Genomic DNA, 17,453 nt, shown 5'->3' with positions numbered 1-17,453 from the left:
CCTACGGGCGCGGCACGTTGCGCAGGTTGGAGCGGGCCATCTGGACCATCCGGCCGACCCCGCCGTCCAGCACGATCTTGGACGCGGACAGGGCGAACCCGGTCACCATCTCCTTGCTGATCTTCGGCGGGATGGACAGCGCGTTGGGGTCGGTCACGACGTCCACCAGCGCGGGACCCTTGTGCTTGAACGCCGCCTTCAGCGCGCCCGCCAGCTCCTTCGGCTTCTCCACCCGCGCCCCGTACGCCCCGCAGGCGCGCGCCACGGCGGCGAAGTCGGGGTTCTTCATCGCCGTTCCGTACGACGGGAGTCCGGCGACCAGCATCTCCAACTCCACCATGCTCAGGGAGGAGTTGTTGAACAGGATCACCTTCACCGGCAGGTCGTACTGCACGAGGGTGAGGAAGTCGCCCATCATCATGGTGAATCCGCCGTCGCCGGACATCGACACGACCTGCCGGTGCCGGTCGGTGAACTGCGCCCCGATCGCCATCGGCAGCGCGTTGGCCATCGAGCCGTGGGAGAACGAACCGATGATCCTGCGGCGGCCGTTGGGCGAGATGTAGCGGGCGGCCCAGACGTTGCACATGCCGGTGTCGACGGTGAAGACGGCGTCGTCGTCGGCCATGTCGTCCAGGACGGACGCCACGTACTCGGGGTGGATCGGCACATGCTTCTCCACCTTGCGGGTGTACGCCTTCACCACCCCTTCCAGCGCCTCCGCGTGCTTCTTCAGCATCCGGTCGAGGAACTTCCGGTTGTCCTTGGCGCGCACCCGGGGCGTGAGACAGCGCAGCGTCTCCTTCACATCGCCCCATACCGCGAGGTCCAGCTTGGAGCGCCGGCCGATGATCTCGGGCCGCACGTCCACCTGGACGATCTTCACGTCGTCGCCGGGCAGGAAGGCGTTGTACGGGAAGTCGGTGCCGAGCAGGATCAGCAGGTCGCACTCGTGCGTCGCCTCGTACGCGGCGCCGTAGCCGAGCAGTCCGCTCATCCCGACGTCGTACGGATTGTCGTACTGGATCCACTCCTTGCCGCGTAGGGCGTGCCCCACCGGCGCCTTGATCTTCCCGGCGAACTCCATCACCTCGGCGTGCGCGCCCTTGGTGCCGGCGCCGCAGAACAGGGTGACCTTCTCGGCGCGGTCGATCATGTCGATGAGCTTGTCGATCTCGTCGTCGCCGGGGCGGACCGTGGGCCGTGAGGTGACCAGCGCGGTCTCGGGCGCCTGGTCGGGGGCGGGTTCGTCGGCGAGGTCGCCGGGCAGCGAGACGACGCTGACGCCGGACCGGCCGACCGCGTGCTGGATGGCGGTGTCCAGCAGCCGGGGCATCTGGCGGGGGCTGGAGATCAGCTCGCAGTAGTGGCTGCACTCCCGGAACAGCCGGTCCGGGTGGGTCTCCTGGAAGTAGCCGAGGCCGATCTCGCTGGACGGGATGTGGGAGGCGAGAGCGAGGACGGGCGCCATGGAGCGGTGGGCGTCGTAGAGGCCGTTGATGAGGTGGAGGTTGCCGGGGCCGCAGGAGCCGGCGCAGGCGGCGAGCCGGCCGGTGACCTGCGCCTCGGCGCCGGCCGCGAACGCGGCGGTCTCCTCGTGCCGGACATGGATCCAGTCGATGGCGGAGTTGCGGCGCACGGCGTCCACGACCGGGTTGAGGCTGTCACCGACCACGCCGTACAGGCGTTTGACTCCCGCTCGGACGAGGATGTCGACGAACTGTTCCGCGATGTTCTGTTTGGCCATGGTTTCCGTCTGCCCCTCGGGTGCCGGAGATGCCTGACGGTTTCCATGAATTCACACCGGGCGGACTCACGCCTCCCAGACGGCCACGGCCGTACGGTCGTCGGCGTACCCCTTCACCCGTACCTGGGTGTCGGCCAGATACGCCGTCAGTCCCGGCGGCTCGGGACCGGACCACCGGTCGGCGAGGTGGGCGCGGAGTTCTGGTTCGCCGCGCAGCGGTTCGGCGAACCCGGTGGCGCACATCAGCAGCACATCACCCGTGCGGGCTACGGAGGTACGGAAACGGAAGGGCTCGCGGGGCGGGCCGGGGGCCGGCTCGTACGGGCTCGGGAGCGTGGGGATGCCGAGGTCCATGGTGAGACGGTCGCCGTCCGGCGTCTCGTGCGGCGCGGAGCCGAAGCCGAGCACCGGCTCGCCGTTCACCTCCGCGACCTCCGGCTCGATGTCCTGCCACTCGCGGTCCCGCAGCCGGAACAGTCCTCCGGGGCCGACCCCGAAGAACACCCGGGTGCGGCACTCGGGGTCGGCGGACAGCAGCAGGCAGCGCAGGGTGGCGGCGTAGTCGTCGGGGTCGAGGCCCTGCTCGGTCGCGGCGGCGCGCAGCTTGCCGAGGCTGCGGTCGGTGAGGCGGTGCAGGCCGGCCTTGAGGTCGGCGCGGCGGGCCGCCCGGATGTCGGCGGTGAGCCGCTCGTGGCTGCGGCCGACCGCCGCGCCGATCCAGCGGCACACCTCGGCGGCGGCGAGGTGCGCGCCGGGAGCGGTCCTGGTGCCGGTGGCCAGCGCCACCAGCACGAGCGCCCGCTCCCCCGCCCCGAACCGCGCGGTCAGCAACGCGTCACGCCGGGGCTCGCCCCGGTACCGCGCGGAGTCCCCGCGCACGGAGACGGCACGCAGGGTGCAGGCCCCGTACCGGGCCCCGTCCAGCACGGTGTCCGGGACGAGCGCGTCCAGATCGTCGGGGTCGGCGGCGGGGAGAGCGGTGGGCTCGGCGTCGTAGGTGGGAGGGCGGGCGCCGACGTAGGCGCGGGAGGGCGGTGGGGACGGGATCGGCCCGAGCCTGGACTCGCCGCCGTCCTCCGGCTCACCGTCGGCCGGCGCGGCGGGGGTCCAGTCGCCGTAGACGGGGGCGGCGGTGGGGCCGGAGGGGTGTGCGCTGTCGGCGAGGGTGGGGGTCGGGTTCGCCTCGGGCGCGACGTTCGCCTCCGGCGCGGCGGGGGCGTCGGCGGGGCGGCTCGGATGCACTGCCGGGTGCGGGGGCGCCTCAGGCGCCGGCGGGGCGTCGGCGGGGCGGCTCGGGTGCGGCGGCGCCTCCGGCGCGGGCGGGGCGTCGGCGGGGCGGCTCGGATGCACTGCCGGGTGCGGGGACGCCTCAGGCGCCGGCGGGGCGTCGGCAGGGCGGCTCGGATGCACTGCCGGGTGCGGGGACGCCTCAGGCGCCGGCGGGGCGTCGGCAGGGCGGCTCGGATGCACTGCCCGGTGCGGGGGCGCCTCCGGCGCGGGCGGGGCGTCCGACGCCTGCGGTGTCTCCGGCGCGGACGGCGGGTCGGCGGGGTGGCCCGATCCGGGCGGGTACGAGGGCGCTGCGGGCACCGGCTGCGCCGACGGGCCGGAATGCGACTTTGGTGTGGCGGGAGAGCCGTTCGGGGGTGCCGGGGGTCTCGTGGGCGGGGGCTCTTGGGGCGACGGCGGCTCCGGGGCCGGCCGGACGGGCGGCGTGTCGGCCGGGGCGTTCGGTGCCGACGGGGGCCCCGCCGGAACAGCCTCCCCCGCAGGAGGCTCCGCCACCGGCGGCGCATCGGTCGGACCGGCCTCGTCCGGAGGTAACGACGTCGGACGGGCGTCTGTCGGCGGCGACGGCTCCCACCACGCCCGAGACGGCGTCCCGGCGGACGCCGGGGGCGTCCTGCGCTGGCCCGGGACCACCGGAATCCCGGGGACACCCCCGGGGTCCGGGGTCGACGGTGCGGGCGCCCCGGCGCCCCCCACCGCGTCCGCCGCCGAGGCGAACCGGTCCTCCAGGGAGTCGGCCGCCGGCGCCGGCCCCGTGTCGTCGGCGGCGTCGTCGTACAGCCGGCCCCACCAGTCGTCCTCGGGACCGGGACCGGTGGGCCCGCCGGGCCTTCCCCCCTGCTGACTCATGCCCCCAATTGTCCACCGGACGGGCCGGATGAAAACGGGGCATCGGGAAAATCACCGCCCCGCTCCCGATCTGCGCCGTTCCCCGCCCTCCTGCACCCTGGACAGATGGGAGCGTGGGACCTCCTGCTCACCGGACTGGTGCTCCTGTTCGGTCTGTGCGGAGTGCTGGTGCCCGGTGTGCCCGGGTCCTGGCTGGTGTGGGCCGCGGTCCTGTGGTGGGCGCTGAAGGACCCGCAGGCGGTCGCGTGGTGGGTGCTGGTGGGGGCGACCGTGGTGCTGTTCCTGTCGCAGGTGATCCGCTGGGCGCTGCCGCCCCGCAGACTCCGGGAGGGCGGGGTGGACGCCGAACTGCTGACGTACGCGGGCGGCGGCTCGTTCGCGGGATTCGTCCTGCTCCCGGTGATCGGCGCGATCCCCGGCTTCCTCGCCGGGGTGTACGTCCACGAGCGGATCCGTCTCGGCCGCCGCGGGGAGGCGAGGGCGGCGGTGCGCACGGTGATGCGGTCGGGCGGGTGGAGCCTGCTCACGGAGCTGTTCACCTGCCAGCTGATCGCGGCGGCGTGGATCGGCGCGGTGTTCTTCGGCTGAGGCAGCCCCCAGCGGTGGGCGCCCGGCGCTCAAGGCCGCGGCAGCACACCCTCGTGCGCCAGCAGCGCGACTTTCCGCTCCAGCCCTCCCGCGTACCCCGTGAGGGAGCCGTCGGCGCCGATGACGCGATGGCACGGCCGCACGATCAGCAGCGGGTTCGCGCCGATGGCGCCGCCGACCGCGCGCACGGCGGCCCGGGGCGCCCCGACGCGCGCGGCGATCTCCCCGTAGGTGACGGTCCCGCCGTACGGCACGTCGTCGAGGGCGGCCCACACCTTCTCCCGGAAGGGGGTGCCGACGGCCCGCGTGGGCAGCCGGAACTCCTTGAGGTCGCCGGCGAAGTACGCGGCGAGCTGCCGTTCCGCCTCCCGGAAGGGCCCGGGGTCCTGGGTCCAGTCGTCCAGGACCACGGTGGCCTTCCTCTGCCCGGGCACGGTGAGCGAGGTCAGCTCGCCGGTCGGGGCGGCGGTCAGCAGCAGGGGCCCGAGCGGGCTGTCCACGTGCGTCCAGTACGTCGTCGTCATGAGGGTCACTCCAACTCCCCTGCGGCGCGCAGGTGGTTCAGGGCGTACGAGCGCCAGGGGCGCCAGCTGTCGGGGGCGTCGAGGCCGGGCGGGGCCACGTCGGGGTCACCGAGCGCACGGGTGCGGATCTCGGCGATCGTGCGGTCGTCGAGGCCGGGGACGGCGGCGAGGGCGTCCCGCGCCGCGTCCCGGTCGTCGCCGGGTCCGAGCCGTACGGCGCCGTCGGCGAGGGCGGCGGTGAGCGCGCCCAGGGTGCCGTCGGGTTCGGCGCCCGCGAGGACGGCGGCCTCGGGGAACAGGTGGGTCAGCCCGCCGCAGGGCGCGTCGAGCCGTTTGCCGTAGCGGCGGACCAGCTCGGCGGCCGTGTCGCGGCCCACGAGCGCCCGTACGGCGACCTCGTCGGGGTCGGCGGCGCCGGGCGAGCGCAGTCCGGGGCGGGCGGCGACGAGCGGGGCGAGCCGGCCGTCGGCGCCGAGGCGCTCGTCGACGGCGTACGGGTCGGCGTCCAGGTCGAACAGCCGGCGCAGCCGCTGTACGGCGGTGGTCAGGTCGCGCAGGTCGGTGAGGTGGACGCGGGCGTCGAGCCAGCCGCCGGCACCCGTGTCCGCGCGCTCCTCGACGGCGGCGATGCCGGTCCCGTAGGGGAGGCGCAGGGTGCGCCGGTAGACGCGGGCGCCGGGCGTCCCGGTCATCTCCTCGACGCCGGGGACGGCCTCGCGTTCCAGCAGGTCGAAGAGGGGACGCGCCTGGTAGGGGCCCCGGTGGGCGAGGCGCAGGGGCACTCCGGCGGTGGGGGCGCCGGCGCGGGGCCGGCCCTTGCGGGGCGCGGCGGCGCGCAGTCCGGTGGGCGTGGTGGCGTACACGGCTCGGACGGTGTCGTTGAACTGCCGCACGCTGGCGAAACCGGCCGCCCAGGCCACCTCCGTGACCGGCAGGCCGGTGGTCTGGAGGAGTACGCGCGCGGTGTGGGCGCGCTGCGCGCGGGCGAGCGCGACCGGTCCGGCGCCCAGCTCCGCGGTGAGCTGCCGCTGCACCTGGCGGGCGCTGTAGCCGAGGCGCGCGGCGAGCCCGGCGACGCCCTCGCGGTCGACGACGCCGTCGGCGATGAGACGCATGGCGCGGCCCACGGCGTCGGCCCGCACGTTCCACTCGGCGGAGCCGGGCACGGCGTCGGGGCGGCAGCGCCGGCAGGCCCGGAAACCGGCGCCCTGGGCCGCGGCGGCGGTCGGGAAGAAGCGCACGTGGGCGCGTTTGGGGGTGACGGCGGGGCAACTGGGCCGGCAGTAGATGCCGGTGGTCTCGACGGCGAAGAAGAACACGCCGTCGAACCGCGCGTCCCGGCTGCACACCGCCTCGTACCTGCTGTCCTCGTCCGCCATACGGTCCAGTGTCCCCTGGCGGGGAGCGCCCGGCTGGCGGAAATCGGACATGGAGTCCGAGAGGCGCCGCGTGCGCGTGTTTGACCCTGACACGGTGAGAAGGTCTTCACTGGCGTGCCAGGAGGTGCTCCGATGACCACGCCCAAGGCGGAGACGACGACAACATCACGGGTGCTCGCGGGACTGCGGCACGACGACTCCTCGGTACGGCTGCGCGCGGCGCTGGCTGCCGGGTCGGACCCGGACCCGGGGTTCGTGGAGCCGCTGGTGGAGCGGTGCGGGGTGGAACCCGTGTTCCATGTGCGGGACATGCTGACGTGGGCCCTGACCCGGCACCCGCAGACGGTGACGGTGCCGCGGGTCCTGGCCGAGCTGCGGTCGCCGGACGCCCGGGCGCGGAGCCAGGCGCTGCACACCCTGTCGAAGATCGGGGACCGCAGTGTGTGGCCGGAGCTTTCCCGGTCGCTGCTGACCGACCCGGACGACGAGGTGGCGCGGACCGCCTGGCGTACGGCGGTGCTGCTGGCGCCGGAGGACGAGGCGGCGGAGCTTGCCCGGGTGCTGGTGTCGCAGCTCGGGCGGGGTGGCCGGGAGACGCAGCTGAGTCTGAGCCGGGCGCTGATCGAGCTGGGCGAGCTCGCGGTCCCGCCGGTGCTGGCCGGGGCGGCGGACCATCCGGACCCTCGGGTACGGGCGCACGCGCTCGCGACGGAGCGGCTGCGGCGCGACCCTGAGGCGGGGTTCGCGTACGCGGTGGAGGAGGCGAAGCGCGTGGTGTCGCCGGGGCCGGACGGGCCTCCCGGTGAGGAGGAGTGAGGCGGGGGTGCTGATCGGTGAGGTGGCGCGGCGGTCCGGGGTGAGCCCCCGGATGCTGCGCCACTACGAGTCGCTGGGGCTTGTGCGGCCGACGGGCCGTACGGCGGCCGGGTACCGCGCGTACACGGAGGAGGACATCCGGCGGATCTTCCACGTGGAGAGCCTGCGGTCGCTGGGTCTTTCGCTGCGGGACGTGGGCCGCGCCCTGGACGACCCCGGCTTCACGCCGTCCGGTCTGGTCGCGGACCTGGCGCGGCGGACGCGGGAGCGCATCGCGCGGGAGACGGAGCTGCTGACCCGGCTCCAGCGGATCGACGCGGCGGAACCGGCCGACTGGCAGGAGGTCCTCCAGGTCGTCGCGCTGCTGCGGAACCTGCGGTCGGGGGACGCGGGGATGCGGCAGCGGGCGGCCCTGTCGTCGGTGGACACGGCGCCGGTGCCGGTGGAGGCGCTGGTGGAGGCGGTGCTCAGCGAGACGGACCCGAATGTGGCGGGCGCCCTGCGGTGGGCGCTGGCCCAGGCGGGCGAACGGGGCGCGGAGCTGCTGGCGGCGGGGCTGGGGTCCGCGCTGCCGGAGGTGCGGGGGCGGGCGGTGCGGTGCCTGGCGGAGATCCCGGGCGAGCGGGCCACGGCGCTGCTGCGGGAGGCGCTCGGGGACGCGGACCCGTCGGTGCGCCGGACGGCGGCGCTGGAGCTGGGGGCGCGCGGGGTGGCGGAGGCGATGCCGGAGCTGGTCTGCATGGTCGTCGAGGAGGCGAACGACGTCGACGCGGCGGACGCGCTGGGGACGCTGGCGGGGGACGCGGAGGTGGCGGACCGGATCGTGACGGCGCTGTCGGACCACCTGGGGGATGCCGCCCTGGACCCGTCGGCGCGCCGCCGTCTGACGCAGGCCCTCGCCGAGATCCCGGGCCCGGCGGCCACGGACACGCTGAAGGCGCTGACCGGGGACGGGGACCGGGCGGTGGCGCTGACGGCGCGGTACGTGCTGGAGCTGCGGGAACAGGGCTGAACCGCCCCACCGGGCGCCGCGGAGGGCACCCGGCAGGGGGTTCTGGTGTCGGGGGTGTCAGCGGATGCGCCCCCGCTTGGCCTCCATGGCGGCCTTGCCGAGGGCGCCCTTGCGCTTCCACTCCCTGCGGAGCTCGGCGCGGACGCGGGCGTCGGTCTTGGCCACGATGTACTGGTTCTCCCGGAGCAGCTTGCGGTAGCTGTCCAGACGGCGCTGCGGCAGCTCGCCCGCCTGGAGGGCGTCGAGGACGGCACAGCCGGGTTCGCTCTCGTGGGCGCAGTCGTGGAACCGGCAGTTCTCGGCGAGGTCCTGGATCTCGGAGAAGACCTGGCCGACACCGGTGCCGGCGTCCCACAGGCCGACGCCCCGCAGACCGGGGGTGTCGATGAGGACTCCCCCGCCCGGCAGCAGGAGCAGGTTGCGGGTCGTGGTGGTGTGACGGCCCTTGCCGTCGACGTCCCGGGTGGCCCGGACCTCCATCACGTCCTCACCGAGGAGGGCGTTGGCCAGGGTCGACTTGCCGGCGCCGGACTGCCCGAGCAGGACCGAGGTCCCGCCGGCGACGATCGCGGCGAGCACGTCGGTCCCCTCGCCGTCCCGCGCGCTGACGGTGAGGACGGGCACGCCGGGGGCGGTCGTCTCGACGTCCTGCACGAGGTGCGACCGGGTCACCTCGTCCGGTACGAGGTCGGCCTTGGTGAGCACCACGACCGGCTGCGCCCCTGACTCCCACGCCAGCGCGAGGAACCGCTCGATCCGGGCGAGGTCGAGCTCGGCGGCGAGGGACACGGCGACGACGGCCTGGTCGACGTTGGCGGCGAGGATCTGCCCCTCGGACCGCTTGGAGGAGGTGGACCGCACGAACGCGGTACGGCGCGGCAGCAGCGTGCGCACGTAACGTGGGCGGGCGCCCTCGGGGTCGACGGCGGCCCAGTCCCCCGTGCAGACGACCTTCATGGGGTCACGGGGCACGACGTACTCGGTGTCGGCCCGGATCACTCCGTCCGGGGTGGCCATGTCACACAGCCCCCGGTCGACCCGGACCACGCGCCCGGGCACGAGCCCCTGAGCGGCGTACGGGGCGAAGGCGTCCGCCCAGTCCTCGTCCCAGCCGTAAGGAGCGAGGGCGTGCGAGGAGGCGGAGGCGGAAGAAGAGGAGGAATTCAAGGGAAACCCTTCGAAGGGCGGCCCCGGCGGCGCGCGTTGACGAACGCGCGGAGTGAGACGAGGTCAGCCGGAGACCACGGAGGTGAACGAGACGAACGACTGGATGCGGGCACGGCCCGTCACGGAGACAGCCATCGGTCACACCTCCCGGAATTCCTCGCCACGAACGGCACCACTGCACGGGCGCCTTGCCGACTCGGCACACATTAGAGGGCGCGGCGGCACCCCGCCATCTCTTTTCCCGGCACGCCGCTCGGGGAACGCGCGGGTGGCGAACCGCCCCGTGTCAGTGCCGGCTGTTACACCCACAGGTGAGGCGCACACATCCACTTCGGAGAGGAAGTCCGTGTCGAAAGCACCTGAGGACCGATCCGCCCCCTTGACCCCCGTCCGTCACGGCGCCGGAGCCGTGCCGCACATCGTCGGGGCGCATCTCTACCTCGAGGACCCGGCCGGGCGCGTGCTGCTCGGTCTGCGGCATCACAACTCCGCCTTCGCGCCGCACACATGGCACTTCCTCGCCGGGCACTGCGAGCAGGAGAGCGCGGTGCTCTGTCTGGTACGTGAGGCCGAGGAGGAGGCCGGGCTGTGTATCGGTCCGCGGGACGTGGAGTTCGTACACGTACTGCACCAGCTCCCCGGGCCCGGTCGGCGGCCACGGCTTCAGCTGGTCTTCCGGGCCCGTGCCTGGACGGGGGTGCCGGAGGTGCGGGAGCCGGACAAGTGTCTCGCGTGGCAGTGGTGGGACCCGGACGCCCTGCCCGAGCGGGTCGTCCCGTACACGCGTGAGGCCATCGCCCATATCCGTGCCGGGCGCCCGTACTCGGAGGCGGGGTGGTAGCGCACCCGTGAGCCGTGGAAGAAATCCCGCGCTTCTCCGGCGCCGATGTCGGATTTCCGTTGCCCGGCGGGGGCCGGCTGGATCGGACGGAGCAGCGTCGTTCAGAGTTGCGGAGGTCATTCGTACACCTCGGTGCCCTCGCACCGCATGGGAGACATTTCCTTGAGTGCTTCGCAACAGGCCGCCGTGGGCGGTCGGAGTCGGGCTGCCGTCGTCGCCCTGGCTTGTGCCGGTGTGTTCGTCGCTTATCTGCCGGTGCCCACCGTCGCCGTCAGTCTGCCGGTGCTGCAGCGTGAACTGGGCGCGTCCACCGCCCAGTTGTCCTGGGTGCAGGACGCCTTCGTGCTGCCGGTCGCCGCGTTGATCCTGACCGCCGGTGTGGTCGGTGACGTACTCGGGCGCAAGAAGGTGTTCCAGGCCGGTATGGCGCTGTGCGCGGTGGGTGCGTCGGTGTCGCTGTGCGCCAACTCGGTTCAGGTCGTGTGGGCCGGGCAGGTGCTCGCCGGCGCCGGGGCCGCTGCCTTGCTGCCCGTGACCCTCGCGCTCATCAGCCAGGCCGTGCCCGACCCGCGTGAGCGGGGCAAGTACATCGGCTACTGGACCACCTGCATGATGGCCGCGATGGTCGTCGGGCCGCTGATGGCCGGCACCGTCGTCGCGCACACCGGCTGGCGGTGGATCTTCCTGCTGACGATCCCGGTCGCCCTGGTGACCATGGTGTTCGCGGCGCGGCTGCTCACCGAGTCGAGGGCCGCGCACGGCCGCGGGCTCGACCGGCCCGGGCAGGTCACCGCCGCCGTGGCCATCACCGCGCTGGTGTACGGCGTCATCGAGGGCGGCGCGGCCTCCTTCACCGAGCCGCACACCCTCGTCGCGCTCGCCGTCGCCCTGGTGGCCGGCGTCGCGTTCGTGCTGGTCGAGCGGCGCAGCGGTACGCCGATGCTGGACCTGTCGCTGTTCCGCAGCCGCCCGTTCACCGCCGCCGCGCTGGTCGCCCTGGTCAGCTTCCTCGGTCTGATCGGCTTCTTCTTCGTCCTGAGCCTGTACCTCGGCATGGTGCAGCGCCTGGACACCTGGGACGCGGGCGTGCGGCTCGTCCTCGTCAACATCGTGTCGATGGTCCTGGGTGTGGTGATGGGCCGGGTCATGGGGCGCGTCTCACCGCGCGTGCTGATCACCTCCGGGCTGTTGATCGCCGCGGCCGCTCTGGTGTCGATGACCACCCTCGACGCCGGCACGCCCTTCTGGTCGCTCGCCTGGCGGCTGATGCTGCTCGGGCTCGGTCTGGGCATCGCGTTCCCCTGCATCACCAGTACGGCCGTCGCGGCGGTGGAGCCCCGGCAGGCGGGCATGGCGGCGGCCGGCAACAACGCCTTCCGCCAGGTCGGCGGCGCGCTCGGCCCCGCCGTGCTCGGCGCCCTGCTCACCACCACCGCGACGGACGCCCTGCCCGGGCGGCTCGCCGAGTCGGGGGTCTCCGACGGCGTGGCGGAGCGGGTCGTCGCCGCCGTGCGCGAGGGCGGGTTGGGCACGGCGAGCGGGCCGGAGTTCGCCTCGGTGGCCGGCCCGGTGAACAGCGCGGTTTCGGAGGCGTTCCTGGAGGGGCTGCGGTTCTGTCTGACGGTGTCGTCCGCGTTGCTGGTGCTGGCGGCCGTGGCCGCGGTCGTGCTGCTGCGGCAGCGTCCGGGGGTGAGGTCCGGCGGCACGGTCGTCTCACGGCAGGACAGCCCCGTCGAGCGGCCGACGGCGGCCGAGCAGGCGGGACGCTGACCCCTCTCCGTACGATGATCCGCAGACGCCTCCCCGCGGTACCGGCGCGGGGGTGCCGCTCAGCCAGGAGTGGGCCGTGAACCATGTGACACCCGCCGACCACGGCGGCCCCCACTCCCCCGCCGCCCTGGACGAGCTCGATCTGCGGCTGCTGCAGGCCCTGGAGCTGGACGGGCGGGCGCCGTTCAGCCGGATCGCGCAGGTGCTCGGGGTGTCCGACCAGACCGTGGCGCGGCGGGTGCGCAGGCTGCGCGGCGCCGCGAACCTCCGCATCACCGGCATGGTGGACGACAGCCGGCTCGGCCGGGCCGGCTGGATCGTCCGGCTGGGCTGCGGCCCCGGCCGGGCGTCCCGCCTCGCCGCCACCCTGGCCGGCCGCTCCGACACCCACTACGTCGACATCGCCGCCGGCGGCACCGAGGTCATCTGCGCCATCACGCCCCGCTCCCGGCAGGAGCGCGACGACCTGCTCCTCGAACGGCTACGGGGCACACCCCACCTCACCACCGTCAGCGCCCACTGCGTCCTGCACACCTACTACGGCAACTCCCTGCGCTGGCTGCGCAAGATCAGCGCGCTCGACCCGGAGCAGGAGCGCGCCCTGCGGCCCCCCGCGCCCTCCCCCGACCTCACCGACGAGCCGTACGTCCCGGACGCCACCGACCTCGCGATGCTGGAGCTACTGCGGGTGGACGGGCGGGCCGGGGCGGCCGAGCTGCAGCGGGCGACCGGCCGTTCGGAGGCCGCCGTACGCAAACGGCTGGAGCGGCTGCGCGCCACGGGGGTGCTGCACATCGCCGTGGAGTACGACCACGAGCCTCTCGGGCAGAGTGTCGAGGCGCTGGTGTGGCTGACGGTCGCCCCCGGCGGGCTCGCCGAGGCGGGGCGGGCGCTCGCCGCACGGCCGGAGGTGCGGTTCGCGGCGGCGGTCACCGGACGGACCAACCTCGCGCTGTCGGCGCTGTGCCGGGACCCGCAGCAGCTGTACGCGTTCCTCACCGAGCAGGTGGGGGCGCTGGCCGGGGTCCAGGCGGTGGAGACGGTGCTGACCCTGCGGCGGGTCAAGGCGCTCACCGTGAGCTGAATCCCCGCTTGCCTCGGTTCAGCCTCGGGCCACGGCAAGCAGGGCGAAGGCCGCGGCGATCAGGGCGAGGCGGCCGTAGTGGTAGCGGGCCCAGCGGTCGAGCTGCTGGCGCCAGTCGGCGGGGCGGTTCCCGGGCGTCCAGGTCTTGTTGCGGTTGTTGATCGGGACGAGCAGCAGCAGCGACATGATCACGCTGAGGACGAGCAGCGCGGCGGCGGTGACGAGGAGTCCGGTGCCGGGGTCGGAGTCGTTCCGTCCCGCGACGGCCCATACGGCGACGAGGACGAGCGAGCCGACGTACCAGACCGGCATCACCGCGCCGAGCATGCGGCCGCCGTGGGCGTGGGCCTGCTGGGCGCTGTCCTCGGGGAGTGCGTCGATGACGCGGTTCAGGACGAAGGCGACCGAGAACTCCACGCCGACCATCAGGCCGACGACGACGACGGTGGCCACTTCGAGTGTGCCGAGCATGTGATCCCCCTGGATCTCTGAATCTAGCGTTGCTAGAAGATGGTTCAACGCTAGACCTGTCGGCGCTCGATTGTCTAGCAGTGCTAGCATCTGGCCATGTCGGTACAGGAACGCAAGCAGCGTGAGCGGGCGGAGCGGGAGCGGCTCATCGTGGCCACGGCGCGGGAACTCGCCGAGGAGCAGGGGTGGGACGCGGTCACGACCCGGCGGCTCGCCGAGCGGATCGAGTACAGCCAGCCCGTGCTGTACAGCCACTTCCGGGGGAAGCGGGAGATCATCGGCGCGGTGGCCCTGGAAGGGGCCGCCGAACTGGCGGCGGAGCTGCGGGCCGCGTCCGCGTCGACGGAGGGGGCGCGGGGACGGGTCACCGCGCTGGCCCGGGCGTATCTGGACTTCGCCGAGCGGAATCCCGCCGTATACGACGCGATGTTCCAGTTGGACGGCGGGCTGGCGTTCGCGGCGGAGGACACGCCCGAGGCGTTGAAGGACGGGTTCGCGGCGTTGCTGGAGACATTGCGGGACGTGGCCGGGGAGGGGGTCGATCCGGGGTTGTTCACGGAGGTGTTCTGGGCGTCGCTGCACGGGCTGGCCACGCTGACGCGGGCGGGGCGGTTGCCGGCGGGGGACGCGGAGGCGCGGGTGGAACTGCTGGCGGGGCGGCTGGCCGTCGTCTGACCGGGGAGGCGTCCGGGCGGCTGGGTATGCGTCCGGGCCGCGTGTCACGGGGCGCGCGCATCGCCCCCGGGGCACATGATGGGCACGGAATGCGCCAGGCCAGCCCATGCGAAGGGGCCAGTGATACGGATGTCGTCCCAGGCCGTCACCACCGTAGCCCTCCTCGCGGATCCGGACGCGCCGACGGAGATCGCCCACCGCGTGGCCCGGAAACTGCCCGAACGGCTCTCCGAAAGGGCGGGCGACGGGCGGGAGTTCGACGTCCACGTGGTCAGTGAGCCCTTCACCGCCGGGGCCGAGGACCCGGCCACCCTGCGGCGCCGGATCCTGGAGCGCGGGCGTGAGGAGGACTGGGACGTCGTCGTGGCCCTCACCGACCTTCCGCTGCACGCGCACGGGCGCAAGCTCGCCGTGGATCTCGACCATGAACACGGCATGGCGGTGCTGTCCCTCCCCTCCCTCGGGGGGCTGGGTTTCCAGCGGAGGGCCCGGCGCGCGGTCGAGGACGCCGTGCTCAACCTGACGCACGCGCAGGTCGCCGGGGCGGGCGGAACCCCTCGGCGTGAGCCGCTGCTGACGTTCGTCGGCCGTCTCGCGCCCATCCGCCGGAGCCGGGCCGACGACGACGAGGCGGTCGACCTCCGGTACGTGGTCACCGGGCCGCGCGGCTACCTGCGGCTCCTCCTCGGCATGGTGCGCGCCAACCGGCCGTGGCGACTGGTGCCCGGCCTGTCGAAAGCCCTGGCGACCGCGCTCGCCACGGGGGCCATCGCGACCGTGAACGCCACCGTCTGGAGCCTCGCCGGGACCCTGAGCACGCCGCGGCTCGTCATCGCGACCGTCGGGTCCATCGCGCTCATGGTCGGGTGGCTGATCGTGGACGCGGGGCTGTGGCACAGGACGGCTGACGCCTCGCCGGAGGCGCGACAGAGGGACGCCCTGTACAACGCCTCGACGGTCGTGACCCTGGGGCTCGGGGTGCTGGTCTGCTACGCCGGCCTCGTGGTCGTCAACCTGCTGTGGGCGTTGTTCATCCTCAACGACCGCGTGTACACGTCCGTGACCCGGACCCCGCTGGACGGCGGCCAGTACTGGACGCTGGCCTGGTTCGTCGCGTCGGTCGCCACGGTGGGCGGGGCGCTGGGGTCGAGTCTGGAGAGCGACGAGGCGATCCGGGCGGCCGCGTACTCCAAGCGGGAGCAGGAGCGGTTGCGAATGGTCCGGGACGAGCGTGAGGACCACGAACGTTGACCCGACAGGGAGCCGCAGCAGCCCGGGGGGTGTTCGCGCGGCCCGACGCCGACGGGGCGCCGCCCGCGCCCGCCCTCCCCCACTCTCGGCTTCGCCCGAGCGGGAGGTGACCCACCGCCCCAGCGGGAGCGATACCCGCAGGCTGCGCGCCTCCAGGGGCGCGGGGAACTGCGCGGCCAGCCCCCGACGGGCCGCACCCGGCGTACGACCGTGCGAGGCACCCCATGAGCCGCGGGTACGGCACTGAAGCCGAGGCTCGTCGGAAGGGTGCCGCCCGCGCCCACCCTGCCCCGTCGCCCCAGCCGCACGACTGCCCGCGGACGCGGCTCCTCACGCCACCTCGCACGCCCGCCCGTTCAGGGTGAAGTCGTACGCCCGTGTGTTCGTGCCCCGGCGGGCCGTCAGGAAGCCGAAGGAGAGGCGGGCGCCCGCCTCGACGTGGGCGTTGTAGTCGGCCGCCGTGGCCGTCACCCGGCCCCCCGTCTGGTGCGCCGACGCGTCCCACATGTGGGTGACGCGGTGGTCCTCGGGGACGGTGAAGGCGACGCGCCAGCCGTCGAGGGTGTGGCGGGTCGTCACCGTGACGGCGGCCTGGTAGCCGTCCGGCCACTGGTTGAGCACGTCGTAGTCGACCCGGCACGGGGCCGGCGAGTCGGCGCCCGGGGTCTCCGCGGCGCCCGAGGACGTGCCCTGGGGCTCCGGGTCGGGCTCGGGGGCCGGGTCCGCCGTGCGGGAGGGCCGCGCGGTGCGGCTCGGCGCGGCGCTGGGGGGCGAGGGCGAGGACGGGTCCGGGCCGGCGGAGCCGGACGGCGCCGTGCCCACCGGCGGGAGCGACGGCGCGGGCGCGGCGACCGGGCCGCCGCGGTCGTTGTCGGACGCCGCCGTCCCCGTGTCCCCGCCGTCCCCGAACGGCATCAGCGACACCGCGAGCGCCAGCAGCGAGACGACGACCGCCGCGGCCATCGGCCCGTGCCGGGCGACCCGCGCCTTGCGGCTCCGTGCGCCCGCCGGGTCGTCGTGGTCCGCGTCGGGCCCGTCCGGGTTTCCCGCGCCCAGCCGTGCCTCGGCGGCGCGGCGGCGGCGCTCCAGGTAGGCGAGGCCGCCCCAGCCGATGACGCCGCCGGCCAGCGCGCCGGGCAGGGTGCCGGTGTTCAGCCGCAGGCAGGCGGCGGCCTCCGCGCACTGGCGGCAGGTGGCGAGGTGCCGGGACAGGTCCTCGGGGGTGTCCGCGACGGGCGAGCGGGTGACGGCGTCGAGCAGGCGGGCGTAGCTGCGGCACTCGGCGTCCATCGGGGAGTCGAGGTGGTTGCGGTGACAGCGGTCCCGGAACAGGCGGCTGACCTGGGCGAGTTCGTCGGCCGTGGTGGCGGGGTCGAGGCCCAGGCGGCGGGCCACCAGGGGCAGCGGGAGCGCCTCCGCCTCGGCCAGCCACAGCAGTTCGGCGTCCGCCTGCTGGAGGTCGCGCAACCCCCGCAGGGCGATGGGGCGTTCGAGGGGCGGCCCGGTGTAGCGGGCGGCCTCGTCCGAGTGGAGCCACAGACGCAGCTCGGGGTCGAGCTTGTGGCCCTGCCCGCCCTTCTCCCAGGCGGCGGCCGTGGTGCGCACGGCCGTCAGCAGCAGGGGGATGCGGGGCAGCCGGGAGGAGCGGCGGCCGGTCCCGCGCATGCTTCCCGACTCGGCGGCGCGCAGTTCCCGTATGCCCTCGGCGAAGGCCTCGCGGGCCAGTTCCGCGGCGGCGCTCGAACCCGCCGTGCACAGGTCGGCGTAGGAGAGCACCGCGTCCCAGCATTCGGAGAACAGGGCCGCCTCGGTGGCGTCCTGAGGGCTCGGCAGGTCGGGCATGAGACTCCTGCATCCACGAGCGAGGTCAACTCGCCATACCGGCGGGTGGAGTTGAAGGGAACCTCGCGGCAGTGGACGAGAGCTTTGCACGTCTCCGACACAACTGACAAGCGCTCTCTTCACTTTGTGTGGCCATACCGCGACCCC

Annotated in this window: 15 protein-coding genes; 8 read left to right on the top strand and 7 right to left on the bottom strand. The window is 74.2% G+C overall.

The window, feature by feature from the left end; all coding sequences use genetic code 11:
- Nucleotide 1 precedes the first annotated feature (1 nt).
- Nucleotides 2-1,747 carry a pyruvate dehydrogenase gene (locus ACQY0Z_RS24865; protein ID WP_189899076.1) on the bottom strand — a complete coding sequence of 582 codons (1,746 nt, stop codon included), beginning with the start codon at nucleotides 1,745-1,747 and terminating at the stop codon, nucleotides 2-4.
- 66 nt (nucleotides 1,748-1,813) lie between these two features.
- Nucleotides 1,814-3,217, bottom strand: a complete 1,404-nt coding sequence (locus ACQY0Z_RS24860; RefSeq protein ID WP_439813379.1) for a protein phosphatase 2C domain-containing protein — start codon at nucleotides 3,215-3,217, stop codon at nucleotides 1,814-1,816.
- 774 nt (nucleotides 3,218-3,991) lie between these two features.
- On the opposite strand from ACQY0Z_RS24860, the gene ACQY0Z_RS24855 reads away from it, so the two are divergent.
- A complete protein-coding gene (locus ACQY0Z_RS24855) occupies nucleotides 3,992-4,474 on the top strand; it encodes a DUF456 family protein (protein ID WP_254588752.1) in 483 nt (160 codons plus the stop codon).
- A 29-nt stretch (nucleotides 4,475-4,503) separates the two neighbouring features.
- Here the strand turns inward: ACQY0Z_RS24855 and ACQY0Z_RS24850 are convergent, their stop codons facing one another.
- Together ACQY0Z_RS24850 and ACQY0Z_RS24845 are read right to left on the bottom strand one after the other, a co-directional pair.
- On the bottom strand, nucleotides 4,504-4,998 hold the full coding sequence (locus tag ACQY0Z_RS24850) for a methylated-DNA--[protein]-cysteine S-methyltransferase (RefSeq protein WP_439812826.1): 495 nt from the start codon (nucleotides 4,996-4,998) through the stop codon (nucleotides 4,504-4,506).
- Nucleotides 4,999-5,003: 5 nt separating this feature from the next.
- The gene (locus tag ACQY0Z_RS24845) at nucleotides 5,004-6,377 is read right to left on the bottom strand and encodes a bifunctional transcriptional activator/DNA repair enzyme AdaA (protein ID WP_439812825.1); all 1,374 of its coding nucleotides are present in this window, start codon (nucleotides 6,375-6,377) and stop codon (nucleotides 5,004-5,006) included.
- Between the two features lie 132 nt (nucleotides 6,378-6,509).
- Here ACQY0Z_RS24845 and ACQY0Z_RS24840 point away from each other — a divergent pair, with 132 nt between their 5' ends.
- Together ACQY0Z_RS24840 and ACQY0Z_RS24835 are read left to right on the top strand one after the other, a co-directional pair.
- Complete coding sequence (locus ACQY0Z_RS24840; protein ID WP_189899085.1) at nucleotides 6,510-7,193, top strand: HEAT repeat domain-containing protein; 684 nt, start codon at nucleotides 6,510-6,512, stop codon at nucleotides 7,191-7,193.
- A gap of 7 nt (nucleotides 7,194-7,200) precedes the next feature.
- Nucleotides 7,201-8,205 (top strand): HEAT repeat domain-containing protein, encoded by a 1,005-nt coding sequence (locus ACQY0Z_RS24835; protein WP_347225479.1) that lies wholly within the window; start codon nucleotides 7,201-7,203, stop codon nucleotides 8,203-8,205.
- Nucleotides 8,206-8,262: 57 nt separating this feature from the next.
- Here ACQY0Z_RS24835 and rsgA read toward each other — a convergent pair whose 3' ends face one another.
- Nucleotides 8,263-9,264: a ribosome small subunit-dependent GTPase A gene (gene rsgA, locus ACQY0Z_RS24830; RefSeq protein WP_439813378.1), complete on the bottom strand. Its 1,002-nt coding sequence runs from the start codon at nucleotides 9,262-9,264 to the stop codon at nucleotides 8,263-8,265.
- A 487-nt stretch (nucleotides 9,265-9,751) separates the two neighbouring features.
- On the opposite strand from rsgA, the gene ACQY0Z_RS24825 reads away from it, so the two are divergent.
- The 3 genes from ACQY0Z_RS24825 (at nucleotide 9,752) to ACQY0Z_RS24815 (ending at nucleotide 13,067) form a co-directional block, all read left to right on the top strand.
- Complete coding sequence (locus ACQY0Z_RS24825) at nucleotides 9,752-10,213, top strand: NUDIX hydrolase (RefSeq protein WP_189899088.1); 462 nt, start codon at nucleotides 9,752-9,754, stop codon at nucleotides 10,211-10,213.
- Nucleotides 10,214-10,447: 234 nt separating this feature from the next.
- Nucleotides 10,448-11,983 carry an MFS transporter gene (locus ACQY0Z_RS24820; protein WP_439812824.1) on the top strand — a complete coding sequence of 512 codons (1,536 nt, stop codon included), beginning with the start codon at nucleotides 10,448-10,450 and terminating at the stop codon, nucleotides 11,981-11,983.
- Between the two features lie 76 nt (nucleotides 11,984-12,059).
- Entirely contained in the window at nucleotides 12,060-13,067 is a 1,008-nt protein-coding gene (locus ACQY0Z_RS24815) for an Lrp/AsnC family transcriptional regulator (RefSeq protein WP_439812823.1), read from the top strand.
- 18 nt (nucleotides 13,068-13,085) lie between these two features.
- Here the strand turns inward: ACQY0Z_RS24815 and ACQY0Z_RS24810 are convergent, their stop codons facing one another.
- Nucleotides 13,086-13,538 carry a DUF1772 domain-containing protein gene (locus tag ACQY0Z_RS24810; protein ID WP_189899089.1) on the bottom strand — a complete coding sequence of 151 codons (453 nt, stop codon included), beginning with the start codon at nucleotides 13,536-13,538 and terminating at the stop codon, nucleotides 13,086-13,088.
- A gap of 96 nt (nucleotides 13,539-13,634) precedes the next feature.
- Here ACQY0Z_RS24810 and ACQY0Z_RS24805 point away from each other — a divergent pair, with 96 nt between their 5' ends.
- Together ACQY0Z_RS24805 and ACQY0Z_RS24800 are read left to right on the top strand one after the other, a co-directional pair.
- Nucleotides 13,635-14,213 carry a TetR/AcrR family transcriptional regulator gene (locus ACQY0Z_RS24805; protein WP_189899090.1) on the top strand — a complete coding sequence of 193 codons (579 nt, stop codon included), beginning with the start codon at nucleotides 13,635-13,637 and terminating at the stop codon, nucleotides 14,211-14,213.
- A 129-nt stretch (nucleotides 14,214-14,342) separates the two neighbouring features.
- The gene (locus tag ACQY0Z_RS24800) at nucleotides 14,343-15,464 is read left to right on the top strand and encodes a hypothetical protein (protein ID WP_347225475.1); all 1,122 of its coding nucleotides are present in this window, start codon (nucleotides 14,343-14,345) and stop codon (nucleotides 15,462-15,464) included.
- A 330-nt stretch (nucleotides 15,465-15,794) separates the two neighbouring features.
- Here the strand turns inward: ACQY0Z_RS24800 and ACQY0Z_RS24795 are convergent, their stop codons facing one another.
- Entirely contained in the window at nucleotides 15,795-17,306 is a 1,512-nt protein-coding gene (locus ACQY0Z_RS24795; protein WP_439812822.1) for a cellulose binding domain-containing protein, read from the bottom strand.
- Nucleotides 17,307-17,453 lie beyond the last annotated feature (147 nt).

Source organism: Streptomyces sp. P9-2, assembly GCF_051903975.1.
GTDB classification, from domain to species: Bacteria; Actinomycetota; Actinomycetes; order Streptomycetales; family Streptomycetaceae; genus Streptomyces; species Streptomyces cellulosae.
This window is presented reverse-complemented; position numbering and strand designations above follow the sequence as displayed.

Coding starts and splice junctions, on each gene's coding strand:
- ACQY0Z_RS24865 (WP_189899076.1), bottom strand. CDS start 1,747: ATGGCCAAACAGAACATCGCGGAACAGTTCGTCGACATCCTCGTCCGA.
- ACQY0Z_RS24855 (WP_254588752.1), top strand. CDS start 3,992: ATGGGAGCGTGGGACCTCCTGCTCACCGGACTGGTGCTCCTGTTCGGT.
- ACQY0Z_RS24850 (WP_439812826.1), bottom strand. CDS start 4,998: ATGACGACGACGTACTGGACGCACGTGGACAGCCCGCTCGGGCCCCTG.
- ACQY0Z_RS24845 (WP_439812825.1), bottom strand. CDS start 6,377: ATGGCGGACGAGGACAGCAGGTACGAGGCGGTGTGCAGCCGGGACGCG.
- ACQY0Z_RS24840 (WP_189899085.1), top strand. CDS start 6,510: ATGACCACGCCCAAGGCGGAGACGACGACAACATCACGGGTGCTCGCG.
- ACQY0Z_RS24810 (WP_189899089.1), bottom strand. CDS start 13,538: ATGCTCGGCACACTCGAAGTGGCCACCGTCGTCGTCGTCGGCCTGATG.
- ACQY0Z_RS24805 (WP_189899090.1), top strand. CDS start 13,635: ATGTCGGTACAGGAACGCAAGCAGCGTGAGCGGGCGGAGCGGGAGCGG.
- ACQY0Z_RS24800 (WP_347225475.1), top strand. CDS start 14,343: ATGTCGTCCCAGGCCGTCACCACCGTAGCCCTCCTCGCGGATCCGGAC.
- ACQY0Z_RS24795 (WP_439812822.1), bottom strand. CDS start 17,306: ATGCCCGACCTGCCGAGCCCTCAGGACGCCACCGAGGCGGCCCTGTTC.